This window comes from Streptomyces sp. L-9-10 (assembly GCF_004151105.1).
Taxonomy (GTDB): Bacteria; Actinomycetota; Actinomycetes; order Streptomycetales; family Streptomycetaceae; genus Streptomyces.
Genome location: NZ_PHRF01000041.1, coordinates 173,818 through 192,005, shown reverse-complemented (window position 1 = coordinate 192,005; position 18,188 = coordinate 173,818). Strand labels below are relative to the sequence as shown.

The following is an 18,188-nucleotide window of genomic DNA, read 5'->3' as shown; positions in this document are numbered from 1 at the left end:
GCGACCACGCCGCTGTCACCGGCGGGTGCCGCGCGAGAACCTGAGGGCGAACCCGAAGGGACACCATTCATGACTCGCATCGCCATCAACGGATTCGGCCGCATCGGACGCAATGTGCTGCGCGCACTGCTCGAACGCGACAGCGACCTGGAGGTGGTCGCCGTCAACGACCTCACGGAGCCCGCCACCCTCGCGCGGCTGCTCGCCTTCGACACGACGGCGGGCCGGCTCGGCCGCCCGGTGACGGTCGACGGGGACGCTCTCGTCGTCGACGGCCGTCGCATCACCGTGCTCGCCGAGCGCGAACCGGCGCAGCTGCCGTGGGCCGCGCTCGGCGTCGACATCGTGCTTGAGGCGACCGGCCGTTTCACCTCGGCCAAGGCCGCCCGCGCCCACCTCGACGCGGGCGCGAAGAGGGTACTCATCAGCGCGCCGGCGGACGGCGCCGATGTCACACTCGCGTTCGGGGTCAACACCGACGCGTACGACCCGGCCGTGCACACGATCGTCTCGAACGCCTCGTGCACGACCAACGCGCTCGCGCCGCTGGCCGCGGTGCTCGACGGCCTCGCCGGCATCGAGCACGGCTTCATGACGACGGTGCACGCCTACACGCAGGAGCAGAACCTCCAGGACGGTCCGCACCGCGACGCCCGCCGTGCCCGCGCGGCCGCCGTCAACATCGTGCCGACCACGACAGGCGCCGCCAAGGCGATCGGCCTCGTGCTGCCGAACCTCGACGGCAAGCTGTCGGGCGACTCGATCCGCGTGCCGGTTCCGGTGGGATCGATCGTCGAACTCAACACGACCGTCGCTCGGGACGTGACGCGCGAGGATGTGCTGGCGGCGTACCGCACCGCCGCTGAGGGACCGCTCGCGGGCGTACTCGAGTACTCGGACGACCCGCTCGTGTCGTCCGACATCACGGGCAATCCGGCCTCGTCGATCTTCGACTCGGCTCTCACCCGTGTCGACGGCCGCCACATCAAGGTGGTCGCCTGGTACGACAACGAGTGGGGCTTCTCGAACCGCGTGATCGATACGCTCGAACTCCTCGCCACCGGCTGACCGGACACCGGGGCGGCCCGGCCTCGCCTCGTGACGGCCTCCGCGATCGCCGATGCCGGCGCTTCGGGGACGGACGGACCGCGGGAAAGACGGCCGCCCCACCGGATTCCTCCGGTGGGGCGGCCGTTTCCCCCTGTCCGTTACCTGACGAGCCGTACGGCGTCGGCGACGACGTATCCGTCAGCGGCGTCGGAGAGTCCCACGGTGGCCGGCCTGCCGGCCGTGAACGAGTAGGTGCCCAACGACACCCACCGCCCGCCGCGTTCACGTTGGTCGACACGCACGGTGGTGGAGCCGTCGGCGTGATCGACGACGTAGGGCGCGTCGGAGGCACGGTTGGCGTGTGCCGCGTACCAGACGGACACGTCGTACCTCCCGCTCACCGGTACGTCCAGCCGCCAGCGCACGACGGAACTCCCCGTACCCGCGGCATGGGTGCGGTAGTTCGGACCGTAGTACCCGGCGGAGCCCGTCGCGTTGTTCCACGTGCCCGACACCACCTCGTAGTGCGAGGCGTCGTCGTTGTCGGCGACGAGCCCGTGGTACGTGGTGCGTACGGCGTCGGCGACGACGTATCCGTCGGCCGCGTCGGAGAGTTCGACGGTGGCCGGCCGGCCGGCGGTGAACGGGTAGCTGCCCAGTGAGACCCACTGGCCGCCGCGTTCACGTTGGTCGACGCGCACGGTGGTGGAGCCTTGGGCGTGGTGGACGACGTAGGGCGCGTTGGAGGCGCGGTTGGCGTGTGCCGCGTACCAGACGGACACGTCGTACGTCCCGTCGGCCGGTACGTCCAGGCGCCAGCGTACGACCGAGCTCCCGGTACCCGCGGGATGGGTCCGGTAGTTCGGGCCGTGGTACCCGGCGGTGCCGGTCGCGTTGTTCCACTCGCCGGAGACCGTTTCGTACGCGGTCGAGTCGTTGTCGGCGGCGGCGCCCCGGTAGGCGAGGCGGATGGCGTCGGCGGCGACGAGCCCGTCGGCGGCGTCCGAGAGTTCGACCGTGCCCCCGCCGCCGGCGGTGAAGGCGAAATCACCGAGTCGTACCCATCGTCCGCCGCCGGACCGCTGGTCCACCTCGACCGTCTCCTGGCCTTCGGCGTGGCGGATCACATAGGAGGCGTTGGACGCCTGGCCCGTGCCGGGCCGGTACCAGGCGGAGACCTCGTACACACCGCTCATCGGAACGTCCGGCCGGAACCGTACTCTGGCGCCGCCGGTGCCCGCGGCGTGCGTCCGGTGGCTCTGCCCGTACTCCCCGGGGGCCTTCTCCACCCTGGTCCAGTTGCCCGACACCGTTTCGAAGCCGGCGACGGAGTCATTGTCCGCGACCGCCTTCGGGGTGTCCGCGGGACTCCCGCCCGAGGTCAGGAACAACTGGTCGGCGGTGATGACACTGCCGCCGCCGCGCCCCTGGCCGGCCAGGGTGAACCGGATCGAGTGCCGTCCGGCTGTCAGCTCGGCCGTGCCCAGCCGGTAGAGCTGATAGCCCTCACCCACCGTCATGGTCGGGTCGACAAGCCCCTGACCGAGTGCTGTGCCGTCGACGCTCGCGCGTATCTGTCCCCGGTCGGCTCCGCGGTGCAGCCGGACCGCCACCTCGTAGGTGCCCGCCGCCGCGACGTCGAACGGGACATCGACGTAACGGCCCACCGCCGGAGCCGGATAGCGCAGTGTCCTGCCGCCCCGCGCGTTGGGGTCGGACACGACCGGCGCCGCCGCGCCCGTGTCGGTGCGGGCTTCCGCGGTGGCCAGTTCGTACGCCTGCTGGGAGAGCCCGGGACCGGTGGTGAGGCTGTCCCGCCCCTGGGTCAGCCACTCCAGGTCGAACCGGGCGACCGAGATCCGCTCGGGAAAGCCCGCGTCGGCGCCGTCCCGGCCGTAGACCAACAGGATCGTGCCGTCCGACAACCGGGCGAGGTCGGAGTAGTAGGACATGCCCGGATTGATCACCCGGCTGTACCGGTAGCTCGCCCCTCCGTCGTACGAGACCGAGACGGTCATGTTCTCCCGGGCCGACGCGTCCGGCCCGCTGAACAGCAGCCGGTCGACCTGGCCGCGACTGTACTGGAGCGCGCTCGCGTCCACCGAGACGAACTGTCCTGTCGAGCCGTCGATCGCGGGCGCCGACCAGCTCGTACCCCGGTCCGTACTGGTCGCGGTGATGCGGTAGCGGGTGCCGCCCGAGCCCCACCGGCCGTTGAGGACCACCGCCCCGTCGGCGCGTTCGTAGACACGGCTCTCATTGACCGGGTACGCGACGGACAGCGGCACCGCGGCACTTCGCCGCCAGGAACCGGGATCGCCGTGGGCGTCGCTGTACAGCATCTCGATGCCGTAATTACGGTCCGGGTCGGGGGCGCGGTGCTGGACAGGCATCAGCAGCCGGCCGTCCCGGAGCTGTATGCCGTGGCCGGGGACCGGGCTGTTGAGCGTCCAGCCGTGCGGGTTCGACGCGAACAACGGGGTCAAGTCCTCGGCGGCCGACCAACTGGCCCCGGCGTCGTCGCTGCGCTTGACGAAGACGGCTCCGCCGGATCCCTTGTAGAACAGGCAGACCCGGCCCGTCTGCTCATCGACCACCGGCGTGGGGTTGCCCCAGCTCTGGCCTGTCTGCCTCGGAACCACGGGCACGCCGGCCGACCAGTTGCGACCTCCGTCCACACTGCGGCGAACCAGAAGGTCCTTCTCCCCGCCGTCGCCCACGGCGAACCGGCCCTCGGTGAAAGTGAGCACCACGTCGTCGGGCAATGCCTGCCCGTTCCCGGCGGGCGGCACGATTCCCGCGGGAACGACCGCCAGCCCCTGCACATGGAAGCTGGCGTACGCGTCGTCGTCCGTCGAATCCCACAGCTCGGACTCGGCGAACGAGCCCGTATCGGCGACCGCGTCGGCAGAGGCCGCGACCCCGGACACGCCCCGCCCCGCAGACCCGGACCCTGTCGCTCCGCTCTCCGCCGCCGTCGCCACCGGGGCCGCCAGGGCCACCGATGCGAACAGACTCATCCCCATTATTCGAAGCATCGTTCTTCGGAACCGGCGCTTCATTCCTTGCCCCCTCGCGAAATAACGCCCATCGCCGACGCGCTCGCGCCCGCCGCCATGAGCGTCCCCACCCGACCGGAAGGTGCCGAGCCGCCTCTGATTATGTCGAGCGTCCGAGGGCCCGCCGACGGGAGTACCCGGGCGGGATGACGCAGGCGTCGCGGTGCACGACGTCATTGCTCCGCGATCGGTCCTGACGAGTGGGCGCGCCTTGCGGCCGGGGCGAACCTGGGGACATGACACCCACTTGATAAAGTGCCGCAAAATTATGCATAACGGGCATTTTTCTGGTCTGGGCTCATGCCCTCCCCGCGCCGGAAGATGCGGAAGACGGGAGCGGTTCGTGAGCGACGCAGTGGGAGCCTCCGCCGAGAACACCTATGACGTCATCGTCATCGGTGCGGGGCCTGTCGGGCAGACCGCCGCTGAGCGGGTGCGCGCCGGTGGGCTGAGTGTGGCAGTGGTGGAGAAGGAACTGGTCGGCGGCGAGTGTTCGTACTGGGCGTGCATTCCCAGCAAGGCACTGCTGCGGCCGGTTGTCGCCGTCGCGGATGCCCGTCGGGTCGACGGTGCGCGGGAGGCGGTCAGTGGTTCGCTCGACCCGCGCGGGGTGTTCGGCCGCCGCGACCGCGCCGTGTCGAGCTGGGACGACGGCGGGCAGGCGGACCTGTTGGCGGGCATGGGCGCCGAACTGGTACGCGGACACGCGCGGCTGAACGGGCCGCGCCAGGTCACCGTCACCCCCTCCGAGGGCCCGCCCGTCACTCTCACGGCCCGGCACGCCGTGGCAGTGGCCACCGGCAGCGACGCCGTACTGCCCGACCTGCCCGGTATCGCCGAGGCCCGGCCCTGGACCAATCGTGAGGCCACCGACTCCGGCACCGTGCCCGAGCGGCTCGCCATCGTCGGCGCCGGAGGTGTCGGGGTGGAGATGGCCAGCGCCTGGCAGGGCCTGGGGTCCGCGGTCACCCTGCTGGTCCGCGGCTCCGGCCTGCTCCCCCGAATGGAGCCCTTCGTCGGCGACGTGGTCGCCAAGGGGCTCACGGAGGCCGGAGTGGATGTGCGCGTCAATGTCTCCGTCGCCGGGCTGAGACGTCCCGGCGGCAGCGGACCGGTCACCCTGACACTGAGCGACGGCGGCCAACTGGAGTCCGACGAGGTGCTGTTCGCCACCGGCAGGTCCCCGCGCACCGACGACATCGGCCTGGAGACGGTGGGTCTCACCCCCGGGGACTGGCTGGAGACGGACGAGACCTGCCGGGTCGGGGCCGTCGAGGCCGGCTGGCTGTACGCGATGGGCGATGTCAACCACCATGCCCTTCTCACCCATCAGGGCAAGTACCAGGCCCGTATCGCGGGCGATGCCATCAGCGCCCGCGCCACCGGGCAGTCGCTGGACACCGCGCCCTGGGGCGCCCATGCCACCACCGCCGACATCCACGCGGTGCCGCAGATCTTCTTCTCCGACCCGGAGGCGGCGGCCGTCGGTCTCTCGGCCGCGCAGGCCGAGCGGGCCGGGCACCGGGTGCGGGTCGTCGACGTCGACCTCGGCGCTGTCCCCGGGGCGTATCTGTACGCGGACGGCTACCAGGGCAGGGCCCGTATGGTCATCGATCTGGACCACGGTCATCTGCTCGGTGCGACCTTCGTCGGTCCGGGCGTCGGCGAACTCCTCCACTCGGCCACCGTCGCCGTCTCCGGCCGGATCCCCGTCGAACGGCTCTGGCACGCCGTCCCCTGCTTCCCCTCGATCAGCGAGGTATGGCTGCACCTGATGAAGGCGTACCGGGGCTGAGCGGCGCGTCCACGGAAGCATGGAGAGAACCCACGCGCCCGCGCGGCTGCGCACAGGAGTCCGGCTCTTCGTCCTGTCCGCCGCCGCGCTTGTGGTGGTGGGGGCCGTCGGCCGGACGCTGGAGTGGGTGCTCCTCACCACGACCCTCGGCCCCACGGCGTACATCCTGCTCGCGCACCCGCACACGGAGGCCGCCCAGGTCCGCAGCTCCGTCCTCGGACACACCTGTGCCACCGCCTCCGGGCTGCTCTGCCTGGCCGTCTTCGGCCTGTGGCGGTATCCGTCCATCGCCGAGCAGCGGACGGACACCTGGCGGCAGATCGGCGCCCAGGCCCTGGCGGTGGGGCTGACGCTCTTTCTGCTCGTCCTGCTGAACGCCCATCATCCGCCGGCCGCGGCCACGGCCCTTCTCATCACCTCGGGGATCGCCCGGCCGGGACCACCGCTGTACGGCATGCTCACGGGCCTCGCCCTGCTGATCACCGCGGCCGCCCTGCTGTCCCATGTGCCGCTTCCCGCGAGAGGACGGGGAGCGACGCGGCGCGGGTGGAGATGAGCAGGGCCGGGGGCTGGTCCGGGGGCCGCGGTCCGTCACGTCGCACTCGGTCGAACGTGGTGGTCCCGGAGTTGTCGCGGGTACTCTCCTTGACCGCCTCCCATGCACCCGTCCACAGTTCTTGACTGAACCAACTGCCAATGGAGCTGGGGGAGTTCGGTATGCCGCAGGCGATCGCGCAGAGACAAGAGGCGACAGTCTCACACCGGGTCAACTTCTGGGGCCGGCCGTCGGGCGGCAGCACGGTTTCCTGGGACTACGAGAGCCAGAAGTGGGTGGTGAAGAGGCCCGACGACGGGAGTCCCGCTCTTCACCGCACGGTCCGGTGCGAGGTGTGCAACAAGGCGCTGCACTACGCCATTCACAGTGTGGAGGCGACCCGCCGACGGCAGGCCCGCCGACGGGCCGGCGCGTACGCCGGGCTCGTGGTCCTGCTGGTGAGTCTGGTCAGCCTGATCACCTTGGAGGACTCCGGTGCCATCCGGATCGCCCTCACGGCCACGGGCATCCTGGTGGGCGCCGTCCTCGGCTGGGTCAGCGGGCTGGCCGCCGCGGACGACATGGGTGTCACCGGGCATGGCGCGGCATGGCCGGGAGCGACCAAGCATGCGGTGGAACTCGTCGAGCCCCGCCCGGAGGAACTCCCGGAACTGGTCTGCGCGCTCTGCGGCCACCGGGAGGAGTTCCCGTGGGGCAGCCACTACCGCAAGGGCTTTGTCCGGAAGCAGTATCAGGCCGCCGCGACCCGGCTGGAGAACCACGCCTGCCGCCGGGCCTGAGCGGGGGTGGGCACAAGGGCATTCTCCAGCCTCTGGACGGCCACCATGAACAACCAGCCCTGTGGCGAATCGATCTGCCGCACGCCATCCCCGCATCGACCGGACACGTCCTGGTACTCCAGGACCCTCTCGGCCCCAGTCTGTGCGTCGCAGGCTTTGTGGGAACGTTCCAGGACGAGCCCGACCAGCTCGGGCGCGTCGCCCAGCGGCTCGGCGATGCCGACCCCGCCGGCCGCGGCCGATGAGTCGGCCGCCCGGCGAAACAGCAGGCCGGGGGTCAGCGCTGTGTGGCGAGCATGTCCGCGATCTCCTTGAGTACGAGGTCGGGACGGTCCTTCGGCACCTCGTGGGAACTGCCCTTGGCCGTGACGAGCGTTCGGCCGGGCCCGTCCTGGGCGAACGAAGCGGCGGCGTCGCGCCAGCGCTGGGCGTCCACGGGGGACCCGTCGAACGGGGTCTTCTCCGAGACGATGACCGTCGCCGGCACCGAGTCCGGCCAGGCGACCTTGTGGAATGCCCGGTGCGCCGGGGCGAAGCCCTCCGCGGTGGAGATGAGCTGGCGGTTCTCCGGCTTGCCGGGGGCCTTCTTCGCCGCGTGGACCTGCGGCTTGCTCGCGGCTACGAGACGGGGAATCTCCTCGTCCGTGAAGAACGGGGGGAGGTTGGCGTCGACCAGGACCGCGCCGGAGAGCATCGTCGGGTTGTCCTTGGCGAAGTAATTCGCGATCTCGCCTGCCTGCGAGTGGGACACCAGGGTCACGTTGTCAGTGACGCCCAGCTGCTCAAGCCCCGACTTGAGGTCGCTGACAGCGCTCTCGACCTTCCATGGGCCGGGCACCACGTCGCTCTTGCCGAGACCGGCCCGGTCGTAGGTGATGACGGTGGCGCCGGTGTCCGCGTGGAGCTTGGGGACGAGGTCCTTCCATTGTGAGGAGTTCTCGCCGCCGCCCGAGTCCAGGACGATCGTGTGGCCGTTGCCTCGCGTGACATGGAAGGCCAAGCGGTGACCGTCATTGGTGATCATGTGCAGCTTCGATACGCCTGACCGGCCGGCCCCCGGCGAGGCGGACGACGTGCCCGAGGACGGGGCAGCGTCCTCGGGGGCGGAGTCCTTGCCGCCGCAGGCCGCGACGGCGCCGACGGTCAAGGTCAGCAGGGCGAGGGCCGACAGAACACGATGCGTGGACCGGCGCTTACGGGGAGTGCGGGACATGAATGATCCTTCGGCGACTGAGGGTGCTGTTGTGCCTGCCAGTCCCATCATTCGGTGACATGGTCGATCGCAGAATGCCGCTGGCACGTCTGTCGGTGGTGTCGCTGAGGCCAGTGAGCCCGATGGGGTTAACCCCCGTAAGCGACAGGATGCTGGATGCGCCAGTTCTCGAAGTGCGCGAAGCCGTCTTCGACGGGGGCACGTCCAGCGGCGAGGATCCGGTTTCCGTCCTTCTGGCCGGCGGTGAGCGTGCGGGCGCGGATGGCCCTTGAAGCCGGTGACGACGACCGGGTCGCCTCCGCACCGACGCTCAGCTTGACCGGCGGCCGGCTGATTCGTGAGGGCTACGCGTTCCGTGCGTCCGCGAGCTTTTCCCGTTCGCGCATCGCCTCGGCGTGGGCGCTCATCCGGACACTCACACTGCCGCTCGTGAAGAGCGCCACACCAACGACCGACACCGGCACGGACAGCCCGAGCACAGCCAGGGCTTCAGGCCAGTCGCGCTCGTTCTGACACCAATCGCCCGCTCGCAGGCCGTCGTTGGCCGTACCACGTTCAGTCAGCAACCGTGACTCGCACTCCGCCGGGTATCGATCGTCTGGCTCCTCATCGACCGTGTACGGCGTGAGCAGCAGCAGGGCACACCATGTCCACTGGAGCGTCGCCACAGTCAACAGGCCGATTCCCCAGGCGCGTATGCGCCCGGCCCTGTCGCGGAAGTCGAGGTCGTAGTCACGTGGTGATCGCATGGCAGACGAATGTACCGTCATCCGGGCACTCCTCCGCGACCAACGCTGCTACGAGCCCGTGCCTGCGCCGTAGTGGGCTGTTCGGGAGGCACGGGCCACCCCGTAGGTCCGTCGTCCGGCACCGCTGCCGCGGTGGTTCGGCTCCGACCCGTGAGGACAGGCCATCCACCGGCGCGCTCGATCACCAGCCGCGCCGCATCTGCCACCGACAGGCCACTGGTGTCGACGCACACGTCGGCGACGTCACTCGCGTCCATGGCCTCCGCTTCACACAGCACAGCCTCCACCGGGCCCACCTCGGCCCCGCGTCCGGTGAACCGCCGTACGAGTTCGTCGCGGTCGGCGCGCAAGCGGCACACCGTCAGCTCGTCCGACGGGATCTCCTCGGCGTGCACGCCCTGGGCGGCGTCGACGACACCGGACACGATGACGCACCTGGCACCCGCCGCACGGAAACCGGCCACCACCTCCCCGAGGTTCGCCGCCTTCAACCTGTGCCGCCCCGGATCCGCCGCAGGCTCGGGGTAGCAGATGCCCAACTGGTCGATGTCGACATGGCCGGCCTCGATCCCGGCCCGCGTGAGCTGCGAGTAAATCTCCCAGGCAACCGTCGTCTTACCGACTCCCGGCGGGCCGCACAGCCACAGCACCGGGAGCGGCGCGAGCAGGAGTCCGGGGCCTCCGAGAATCCGCGGGGTGGCGTCGGACGCCGCCGCTGGACCGTGCGGTCCCCAAGTCGTCCCCAGAACAACGGAAAAGGCGGTACCGGATTTCTCCGATACCGCCTGCGACCTGCGAAAACGCTGGTCGGGACGACAGGATTTGAACCTGCGACCCCTTGACCCCCAGTCAAGTGCGCTACCAAGCTGCGCCACGTCCCGATGTGGGGCCTCAATGGGGAGGAAATCCCCCGGTCGACCACACACGAGAACATTACCTCACTCCGAGCGGCGCGAAGACGCGCCCCGTCCGCGCGACAATCGACCTATGAAGGAGAACCGGCGGGATCGTGACGACGAGGGGCGGGCGCGGAGTGCGCGGCCTCGGGATGGGCTGGGGCGGCCGTTGGCGTATGGGGCTCCTGGGGTGGAGCGGCAGCCCGAGGGGGTGGTCCGTACGCCCGGGGAGACGCTTGCGGAGGCGCAGCGGCTGCTCGACGCGGGGAAGCCGTTCCATGCGCACGAGGTGTTCGAGGACGCGTGGAAGTCGGGGCCCGAGGCGGAGCGGGCGCTGTGGAAGGGGATGGCTCAGCTGGCGGTCGGGCTGACGCACTCCGCCCGGGGGAACGCGACCGGTGGGGCACGGCTGCTGTTGCGGGGCGCGGAGGCGATCGCCTCGTTCCGTGACCCGCACGGTATCGATGTGCCCGGACTCAACTCCTGGGCGCGGGAGTTGGCGGAGCGGGTGGCGGGCGGGGAAGAGGTGGACGCGGCCCGTGAGGCTCCCCGGCTGACGCCGCTCACTCGCTGAGCGGGATGACGTCGAGCGTCACTCGCTGAGCAGGATGACTTCGAGCGTGCGCGGACCGTGTACGCCCTCCACCCGGTCGAGTTCGATGTCGCTGGTCGCGGACGGTCCGGAGATCCAGGTCAGCGGACGGGTGGGGTCGAGCCGGGGCATGGCCTGCGGTACGGAACCGACCACCTGGTCGGCGGTGCGTACGACACAGATGTGATGGTCGGGGACGAGTGTGATGCGGCGCCTTCCCTGGTCGGGGGCCGCGTCCAGGACCAGGGTGCCGGTCTCCGCGATGGCCAGGGCGCAGCCTGTGATCACACTGTCCACGACGTCCAGTTCCTGGGCCGTGGAGGTGGGATCGTCCTCCATCCTGATCAGATCGGTGCCCACCGAGGAGAGCGCGGAGAGCCACAGGGCGGGGAGCAGCGGGGGTACGAGCACGGTACGGGCGCCACGTTCGGCCAGGAGGCGCGCGATGAGTGCGGGCAGCTCCTCGCTGTCCGTCCGGTGGACGAGCGCGCGGTAGTCGGCGAGGTTCTCGGCGAGCAGTTCGATGACGCGTTCGTCGGGGGTGTGGGTGTTCAGGTAGTCGCGCGCGGCTTCCGGGGCGTCGGGAGCGTCCGCGACGGCGGCACGGATCCTGGCGAGGATCCGCTCCCGGGATCCTCCGCCCCTGCCGGTGCCCGAAGCCGCGCCCCTGCCGGTGCCGGTGCCTGAAGCCGCGTCCGTGCCGGTGCTCATGTCCCTGTGTCCTTACGGTTGTTGTGGTGCTTCTTCCACCAGTCGCGGAACGACTCCGGTGGCAGCTCCGGCAGATCGCGTGCGTCGGTCCACGCCCCCGCCCCCGGGAGTTTCGAGGGATGCAGCCGGCGTGTCTTCGACGCGGCCCGCTCCCCCGCCGCCATCACGCGCGGATGGTCGAAGACCCAGCCCGCCGCCTTCATCGCGGCCTTCTCCAGCCGGTGCCCCTTGCCGCTCTGGTCCGCGACCCGCTCGCGGAGATGGACCAGTACCTCGGGGATGTCGATGGCGACGGGACACACGTCGTAGCAGGCCCCGCAGAGGGAGGAGGCATACGGCAGCGACGCGTCGATCTCGCTTCCGGTGCCCCGCAGTTGGGGGCTGAGGATCGCCCCGATCGGGCCCGGGTAGACCGAGCCGTACGCGTGTCCGCCCGCCCGCTCGTACACCGGGCAGACGTTCAGACAGGCCGAGCAGCGGATGCAGCGCAGCGCCTGCCGGCCGACCTCGTCGGCCAGCGTGTCCGTACGGCCGTTGTCCAGCAGCACCAGATGGAAGGTGCTCGGGCCGTCCGCGTCGTGCGTGCCCGTCCACATGCTGGTGTACGGATTCATCCGTTCCGCGGTCGAGGAGCGCGGCAGCGTCTGGAGGAAGACCTCCAGATCCCGCCAGCTCGGCACCACCTTCTCGATGCCCACCACGGAGATCAGCGTCTCGGGGAGCGTCAGACACATCCGTCCGTTGCCCTCCGACTCGAAGACCACGAGCGTGCCGGTCTCGGCGACCATGAAGTTCGCCCCCGAGATGCCGACCTTGGCGCGCAGGAACTTCTCCCTCAGATGCAGCCGTGCGGCCTCGGCGAGTTCGCCGGGGGTGTCGGAGAGGCCGTCGGGCGCCGGCCGGCCCCAGGCGCCCATCCGGTCGCGGAAGATGTCCCGGATCTCGCCCCGGTTGCGGTGGATCGCCGGGACGAGGATGTGGGAGGGCCGGTCGTCGCCGAGCTGGACGATCAGCTCGGCGAGGTCGGTCTCGTACGCGGAGATGCCCTCGGCCTCCAGCGCCTCGTTGAGCCCGATCTCCTGGGTGGCCATCGACTTGACCTTGACGACCTCGGTCTCGCCGGTGGCCTTCACCAGCTCGGCCACGATCCGGTTCGCCTCGTCGGCGTCGGACGCCCAGTGCACCACTCCGCCCGCCGCCGTGACCGACTCCTCCAGCCGCAGGAGATAGCGGTCGAGATGGCGCAGTGTGTGGTCCTTGATCCGCTTGCCCGCCTCCCGGAGCAGCGCCCAGTCGTCCAGCTCCGCGACGGCCCTGGCGCGCTTGTCGCGGATGGTGTGGGTGGCGTGCCGGAGGTTGCCGCGCAGCGTCTCGTTGCCGACGGCCTCCTTCGCCGCCACCGGAAACGCCGGCATCCCCAGATACGTACCGCTCATGACCAGGGCTCCTCTTCCGTCGACGCCAGAATCTCCGCGAGATGTACGGGGCGCAGCGGGGCACCCTCGCGGCTCACGATCCCACCGAGGTGCATCAGACAGGAATTGTCCGCTCCGCAGAGCACCTCGGCCCCGGTGGAGACCGCGTTGCTCACCTTGTCCTGGCCCATCGCGGCCGAAACATCGGAGTTCTTCACTGCGAAGGTACCGCCGAAGCCACAGCACTCGTCCGCGCCCGGCAGATCCCGCAGCTCCAGCCCCCGCACCGACTCCAGCAGCTTTCGCGGACGCTCCCCCAGGCCCAGCAGCCGTAGGCCGTGACAGGAGGGGTGGTAGGTGACGGTGTGCGGGAAGTGAGCCCCCACGTCCGTCACGCCCATCACGTCGACCAGGAACTCGGTCAGCTCGTACGTCCGCGCGGCAAGCGCGCCCGCGGCCTCGTCACCGATCTTGGGGTAGTGGTGGCGGACCATGGCCGCGCAGGATCCGGATGGGGTCACGACATAGTCGTAACCCTCGAAGGCCCGGGTCATCCGTCGTACCAGCGGCTCGGTCTCACGCCGGTAGCCCGTGTTGAACTGGGGCTGGCCGCAGCAGGTCTGCGCCTCGGGAAAGTCGACTTCGACGCCAAGACGTTCGAGGAGCCGTACGGTCGCGATACCGGTGGCCGGATAGACGGCGTCGTTGACGCAGGTGACGAAAAGGGCGGCGCGCATGGGCGGAGCATATGTCGGGCGCGAGGGTGCGCGGAAGCCCCTCGGAGAGGGTGAAGGATCATCAGACATCCGATGGATCCGACCTTCCTCCCTCCGTGCGGCGAGGGGGCGACGCGGTGACCACGGGACCCGGCACTGCGATCGCGGGGCATGGGGCAGACTCGGCGGGGTGAGAAAGATCTATGTCATCGGTATCGGCGCGGGCGACCCCGACCAGCTGACCGTCCAGGCGGTCAAGGCGCTCCGGCGCGTGGATGTCTTCTTCCTGCTCGACAAGGGCGCCCAGAAGTCCGATCTGATCGGGCTCCGGCACGAGATCCTCCGCCGCCATGCGGGGGAGCCCGCGGGCGAGTCCGGCCAGGGCCGGGGCTACCGGCTCGTCGAGGTCCGCGACCCGGAGCGGGAGCGCGCGGCCGACGGCGCCGGCTATCCCGGGACCGTGGACGACTGGCGGAGCCGGCGCGCCGCCCTCTACGAGCGCGCGATCATCGACGAGCTGAGCGACGGCGATGGTCCCGGCGGGGACGAAGGGCCCGGCCGCGGCAGCACCGGGGCGTTCCTCGTCTGGGGCGATCCTTCCCTATACGACTCGACGCTCGCCATCCTGGAAGAGATCCTGGCGCGCGGTTCGGTCCGGTTCGAGTACGAGGTGATCCCCGGCATCAGCAGCGTCTCCGCGCTGGCCGCCAGGCACCGCGTCGGACTGAACCGAGTGGGCGGCCCCGTACAGATCACCACCGGTCGCCGGCTCGCCGAGGGCTGGCCGGACGGCGTGGACGATGTCGTGGTGATGCTGGACGCGCACGAGTCCTTCCGGCACCATCTGGCGGCCGATCCGGTCATCCACTGGGGCGCCTATGTGGGGACGGACGACGAGATCCTGGTCTCCGGACGGCTCTCCGAAGTGGCGGACCGGATCGGGGAGTTGCGGTCCGGGGCGCGCGCACGCAAGGGCTGGATCATGGACACGTATCTGCTGCGCCGGGATCCGGGCCTGTCCGACGGATCTCCGCCGGACAGGCCCTGAGGACCACCACGGCCGGACCGTGACGCCCGGCCGTGGTGAAACGTTCAAAGCCGCACCCCTTCACAGGCCGCCCGTCGCACTCTCCCGTCAGCTCCGCCCCACGAAGTCCCAGGCTCCCTGCCCGGCCCGGTACACCACGAAGCCCGGCTCCGTGCGGAGGTACTCCGCTCCGCGCGGCGCCCGCACCAGCTCGGGGCGCTCGGCGGGCACATGGATCTCCGCCGTCGCGCCGACCGGCACGCGCACCGAGAGCCGCAGATCACGGCCTATCGCGGACCAGTCCACCGAGGCCGTGCCGCGTACCGTACGGATCGAGGTGCGCGCCCAGGTGACTCCGGTCCGGCCGTCGGGCCGTACCGTGAAGGTCCGGTACCCCGCGTCCCCGGGGCGCAGTCCCGCCACGTTCTCGTACAGCCACTGGACGACCGTGCCCTGGAAGTAGTGGTCGCGCGAGCGCGAGTCGACGGGCCACATCTCCCACATGGTGTCGGCGCCGTTGTCGAACCAGTAGCCCCAGCTCGGGTACGTACGCTGGGTGGCGATGGCGTGCGCCACCTCGGGGCGGCCGTGCGCGCACAGGACGCGCAGCAGCACGCTCGTGCCCAGCGCACCGGTGTTGAGGTGGTCGCCACGGGCGGCGATGTCGGCGACGAGGCTGTCGAGCACCGACGCGCGGGCGCCGCTCGGGACCAGGCCGAAGGCGAGCGGCAGGGCGTTGGAGGTCTGCCGGTAGCCGGGGTCCTTCGCGGTCCGGTAGTGGCCCGACGCGGGGTCCAGGAAGGTGGCGTTGAAGGCGTCCTTCAGTCCGGCCGCGGCCGTACGGTAGCGGTCCGCGACCTCGCCGTGGCCCAGCAGTTCGCCCAGTTCGGCCGTCTGGGTCAGCGCGCGGTGCAGATACGCCGTCGCCGTGAGGCGGGTGTCCTCGGGCGGATTGCCGCCGTACCCCGGCGGCAGATAGTCGCCGAGTGCCGTGATGGCGAGGCCGTCCTCCAGCCGGTCCAACTCCCAGTCCAGATAGGTGATGAGGGTGGACCAGTGCTCGCGCGCCACCCGGTCGTCGCCGTAGATCCGGTACATCTCCCGTATCAGGAACGGATATACGGTCGTCCACTCCGGGGAGGGCCCGAGGTCGCCGTAGCCCCAGCCGCCGCTGGGCACGATCACCGGCAGCTGGCCGTCCGGGTTCTGACTGTCCGCCAGGTCTCCGAGCCACTTCGTCAGGAAGCGGTGGACTCCGAAGGCGTACGCCATGATGGGCGCGCCGAGCTGCGCGTCGCCCGTCCAGCCGTTCTTCTCGTACATGGGGGTGTCGGTCGGTATGCCGTGCAGGTTGTTGAGGAGGGTGCGGCGCATCGCGCGGTCGAGCTGTCCGTAGAAGGGCTCCGAGCAGTCGAACGAGCTGACCTCGGCCACTTTCGTATGGACGACCCGGCCCAGCACATCGGCGGGGCGCGGGCGGCTCGGCAATCCGCTGACCTGGACATAGCGGAAGCCCTTGTACGAGAACGACGGCTCCCAGACCTCGGCGCCCTCGGCCTCTCCCCCGCCGGTCCCGCTGCCGCCGGTCGCACCGCCGACGGTCCGCGCGCCGCCCGCGCAGATGTACTCGTCGCGCTGGAACCGTCCCGGCACATGCCCGGTCTCGGCATGGACGCTGCCGTCCGCCGTGAGTTTCTCGCCGTGGACGAGTTGGACGACGGTCCCGGCCGGGGCCCGTACGGTCAGCCGGGTCCAGCCCGCCGTCGTACGGCCCATGTCGACGACATACACCCCGGGCCGCAGCTCGGTGATCGCGGTGGGGGTGAGGGTCTCGATGATCTCGATGGGGTCGTGCGGCTGCGCGCGCAGTGTGCCCTTGGGCGCGGTCTGGGGGTTCGGGGCGCGCCAGGAGCTGTCGTCGAAACCGGGCATGGTCCAGCCCTTGGGGGCCAGCCGGGCGTCGTATGTCTCGCCCGCGTAGAGCGAGTTGGTGAGTGTGGGGCCTTCGGTGATCCGCCAGTCGGTGTCGGAGACGACGGTGGTGCGGGAGCCGTCGGGGTGCTCGGCCTCCAGCCGGCACAGCAGCCGGGGTTCGCCGTGCCACGGCGGCTGGTGCCAGTTCCACACGTTGGGGGTGGTCATGCCGTAGAAGCCGCGGCCGAGGCTCACCCCGATCGCGTTGTCACCGCGCCGCAGCAGTGAGGTCACGTCATGGACGGCGTACATCACGGTCTCGTCGTAGTCGGTGAAGGCCGGGTCGAGCACCTGGCTGCCGATCCGCTTCCCGTTCAACTCGGCTGTGTAGTAGGCGAGTCCGCTGATGTAGAGCCGGGCGCGGCTGACCGGTCCGGATACGGTGAACTCGCGGCGCAACAGGGGCGCGGGCGCCTCGGGCGTGGCGATCGAGACCCCGGTTCCCCACGGGCCCTGTCCGTAGGGGGCGAGTACGGCCGCCGCGGTCCAGCCGCTGTCGTCGAAGTCGGGCTGTTCCCAGCCCTGTTGGCCGGTTCCGGCGGCGCGCCAGCCGGTGCCGGTGACCAGCTCGTGGCGGGTGCCCCCGGCGGTTTCGACGAGCAGCCGTACGAGCAGCCCGGCCGGGTTGACGGAGGCCGCGCCGCGGTTGGCGGCGAGGGCGGCGAGGACGATCCGGCCGTCGGTGGCGGACCGTACGGCCTCGGTGACGTCGGCCATGTGTCCGGTGCGCCAGCCGTCCACCTGCTCGGGCGCGTGGAGCACCTGCCGGCCGTTGAGATGGAGGGTGAAATCGTCGTCGGCCGTGGCGAGGACGGTCGCCCGCGCGAGGTCCACGCCCCGCGCGCCGGGCGGCAGTTCGAGTCCGCCGCGGAACCACCGGGCGCCCACGGGAGCGCCGCCGGTGGTCGCTCCCTCGGTCCAGATCCAGGACGCGCCGTCGAAGCCGGGTGGTTCCGGCGCCTGGTCGGCGCCTATCCAGTGCGCCTGCCACGGCTCGTCGCCGAGCGCGGTCTCCCACCAGCCGGCCGTGCTCCAGGGTGAGACGCGTCCGTCGCCGTCCCAGACGCGGACCTGCCAGTGGCAGCGGGTACGGGGCGGCAGCCCGGGGCCCGCGTAGGGCACGGCGACGCTGCGGTCGGACGCCACGCGGCCGGTTTCCCAGAGGAGTTGGCGACCGGCCGCGAGAGCGCGCGGATCGGTCGCGGCCCGGATCTGATAGGCGCTCTGGCGGGCGCCCCGGGTGTCCGGCGCGCCGCTCAGCTCCCAGGACAGCAGCGGGGCCGCGACATCGGTACCGAGGAGCCGCTCGGTGTACTCGACCGTGGCGGTGGCGACACGGAGCCCGCTCCGCCGCCCGCCCGTTCCCTGCAAGCCGCCGGACGGCGCGCCCGCGGCGGGGGAGGCGGCGGCGAGCCCCGCGATCCCCACCCCGGCGCTCGCCACGGAGGTGTGCAGAAGACCTCGGCGTGTCCAGCCCATGCCCATCGCGGCTCCCCTTGGATTGAAACGTTTCATGTCCTGCCGGGCATCGTAGGGCCGACCGTGTCCGCGCTACAAGAGGTGTGCGCGGGGCCCCTGGTGCGGACGGGCCACGAAACAGCCCTTCATCACCGCGCACCACTCCGGCACCATCCAGCCCCCAGCCCCCTCTCCCGA

15 protein-coding genes and 1 tRNA gene are annotated in these 18,188 nt (G+C 70.8%); 7 read left to right on the top strand and 9 right to left on the bottom strand.

Going from position 1 to position 18,188, the window contains the following annotated elements; all coding sequences use genetic code 11:
* Positions 1-69 precede the first annotated feature (69 nt).
* On the top strand, positions 70-1,068 hold the full coding sequence (gene gap, locus CU044_RS11450; protein ID WP_129768404.1) for a type I glyceraldehyde-3-phosphate dehydrogenase: 999 nt from the start codon (positions 70-72) through the stop codon (positions 1,066-1,068).
* A 140-nt stretch (positions 1,069-1,208) separates the two neighbouring features.
* Here the strand turns inward: gap and CU044_RS11445 are convergent, their stop codons facing one another.
* The gene (locus CU044_RS11445; RefSeq protein WP_165371857.1) at positions 1,209-4,070 is read right to left on the bottom strand and encodes an exo-alpha-sialidase; all 2,862 of its coding nucleotides are present in this window, start codon (positions 4,068-4,070) and stop codon (positions 1,209-1,211) included.
* 382 nt (positions 4,071-4,452) lie between these two features.
* Here CU044_RS11445 and CU044_RS11440 point away from each other — a divergent pair, with 382 nt between their 5' ends.
* The 3 genes from CU044_RS11440 (at position 4,453) to CU044_RS11430 (ending at position 7,239) form a co-directional block, all read left to right on the top strand.
* On the top strand, positions 4,453-5,904 hold the full coding sequence (locus CU044_RS11440; protein ID WP_240045494.1) for an NAD(P)/FAD-dependent oxidoreductase: 1,452 nt from the start codon (positions 4,453-4,455) through the stop codon (positions 5,902-5,904).
* A gap of 19 nt (positions 5,905-5,923) precedes the next feature.
* Positions 5,924-6,460, top strand: a complete 537-nt coding sequence (locus CU044_RS11435) for an HPP family protein (protein ID WP_129768401.1) — start codon at positions 5,924-5,926, stop codon at positions 6,458-6,460.
* Positions 6,461-6,600: 140 nt separating this feature from the next.
* On the top strand, positions 6,601-7,239 hold the full coding sequence (locus tag CU044_RS11430; RefSeq protein ID WP_129768400.1) for a hypothetical protein: 639 nt from the start codon (positions 6,601-6,603) through the stop codon (positions 7,237-7,239).
* A 277-nt stretch (positions 7,240-7,516) separates the two neighbouring features.
* Here CU044_RS11430 and CU044_RS11425 read toward each other — a convergent pair whose 3' ends face one another.
* Positions 7,517-8,452: an alpha/beta hydrolase gene (locus CU044_RS11425; RefSeq protein WP_129768399.1), complete on the bottom strand. Its 936-nt coding sequence runs from the start codon at positions 8,450-8,452 to the stop codon at positions 7,517-7,519.
* A gap of 59 nt (positions 8,453-8,511) precedes the next feature.
* Between CU044_RS11425 and CU044_RS11420 the strand changes: the two genes are divergently transcribed.
* Positions 8,512-8,724 carry a hypothetical protein gene (locus CU044_RS11420; protein ID WP_129768398.1) on the top strand — a complete coding sequence of 71 codons (213 nt, stop codon included), beginning with the start codon at positions 8,512-8,514 and terminating at the stop codon, positions 8,722-8,724.
* 72 nt (positions 8,725-8,796) lie between these two features.
* Here the strand turns inward: CU044_RS11420 and CU044_RS11415 are convergent, their stop codons facing one another.
* The 3 genes from CU044_RS11415 to CU044_RS11405 form a co-directional block, all read right to left on the bottom strand.
* The gene (locus tag CU044_RS11415) at positions 8,797-9,201 is read right to left on the bottom strand and encodes a hypothetical protein (RefSeq protein ID WP_129768541.1); all 405 of its coding nucleotides are present in this window, start codon (positions 9,199-9,201) and stop codon (positions 8,797-8,799) included.
* Between the two features lie 17 nt (positions 9,202-9,218).
* Entirely contained in the window at positions 9,219-9,851 is a 633-nt protein-coding gene (locus CU044_RS11410; protein ID WP_165371856.1) for an AAA family ATPase, read from the bottom strand.
* A gap of 154 nt (positions 9,852-10,005) precedes the next feature.
* Positions 10,006-10,082: transfer RNA gene (locus CU044_RS11405), tRNA-Pro, on the bottom strand.
* A gap of 205 nt (positions 10,083-10,287) precedes the next feature.
* Between CU044_RS11405 and CU044_RS11400 the strand changes: the two genes are divergently transcribed.
* Positions 10,288-10,671 carry a DUF309 domain-containing protein gene (locus CU044_RS11400; protein WP_165371855.1) on the top strand — a complete coding sequence of 128 codons (384 nt, stop codon included), beginning with the start codon at positions 10,288-10,290 and terminating at the stop codon, positions 10,669-10,671.
* Between the two features lie 18 nt (positions 10,672-10,689).
* On the opposite strand, the gene CU044_RS11395 is transcribed toward CU044_RS11400, so the two are convergent.
* The 3 genes from CU044_RS11395 to CU044_RS11385 are packed head-to-tail and all read right to left on the bottom strand — an operon-like array spanning position 10,690 to position 13,552.
* Positions 10,690-11,400, bottom strand: coding sequence for an LUD domain-containing protein (locus CU044_RS11395; RefSeq protein ID WP_129768395.1), 711 nt, complete (start codon positions 11,398-11,400; stop codon positions 10,690-10,692).
* Positions 11,397-12,836 carry a LutB/LldF family L-lactate oxidation iron-sulfur protein gene (locus tag CU044_RS11390; protein WP_129768394.1) on the bottom strand — a complete coding sequence of 480 codons (1,440 nt, stop codon included), beginning with the start codon at positions 12,834-12,836 and terminating at the stop codon, positions 11,397-11,399. Before CU044_RS11390 ends, CU044_RS11395 begins: the two co-directional genes overlap by 4 nt.
* The gene (locus CU044_RS11385; RefSeq protein ID WP_129768393.1) at positions 12,833-13,552 is read right to left on the bottom strand and encodes a (Fe-S)-binding protein; all 720 of its coding nucleotides are present in this window, start codon (positions 13,550-13,552) and stop codon (positions 12,833-12,835) included. Before CU044_RS11385 ends, CU044_RS11390 begins: the two co-directional genes overlap by 4 nt.
* 169 nt (positions 13,553-13,721) lie before the next feature.
* On the opposite strand from CU044_RS11385, the gene cobF reads away from it, so the two are divergent.
* Positions 13,722-14,579 carry a precorrin-6A synthase (deacetylating) gene (cobF, locus tag CU044_RS11380; protein ID WP_129768392.1) on the top strand — a complete coding sequence of 286 codons (858 nt, stop codon included), beginning with the start codon at positions 13,722-13,724 and terminating at the stop codon, positions 14,577-14,579.
* Between the two features lie 87 nt (positions 14,580-14,666).
* Here cobF and CU044_RS11375 read toward each other — a convergent pair whose 3' ends face one another.
* The gene (locus tag CU044_RS11375; protein WP_240045493.1) at positions 14,667-18,011 is read right to left on the bottom strand and encodes a family 78 glycoside hydrolase catalytic domain; all 3,345 of its coding nucleotides are present in this window, start codon (positions 18,009-18,011) and stop codon (positions 14,667-14,669) included.
* Positions 18,012-18,188 lie beyond the last annotated feature (177 nt).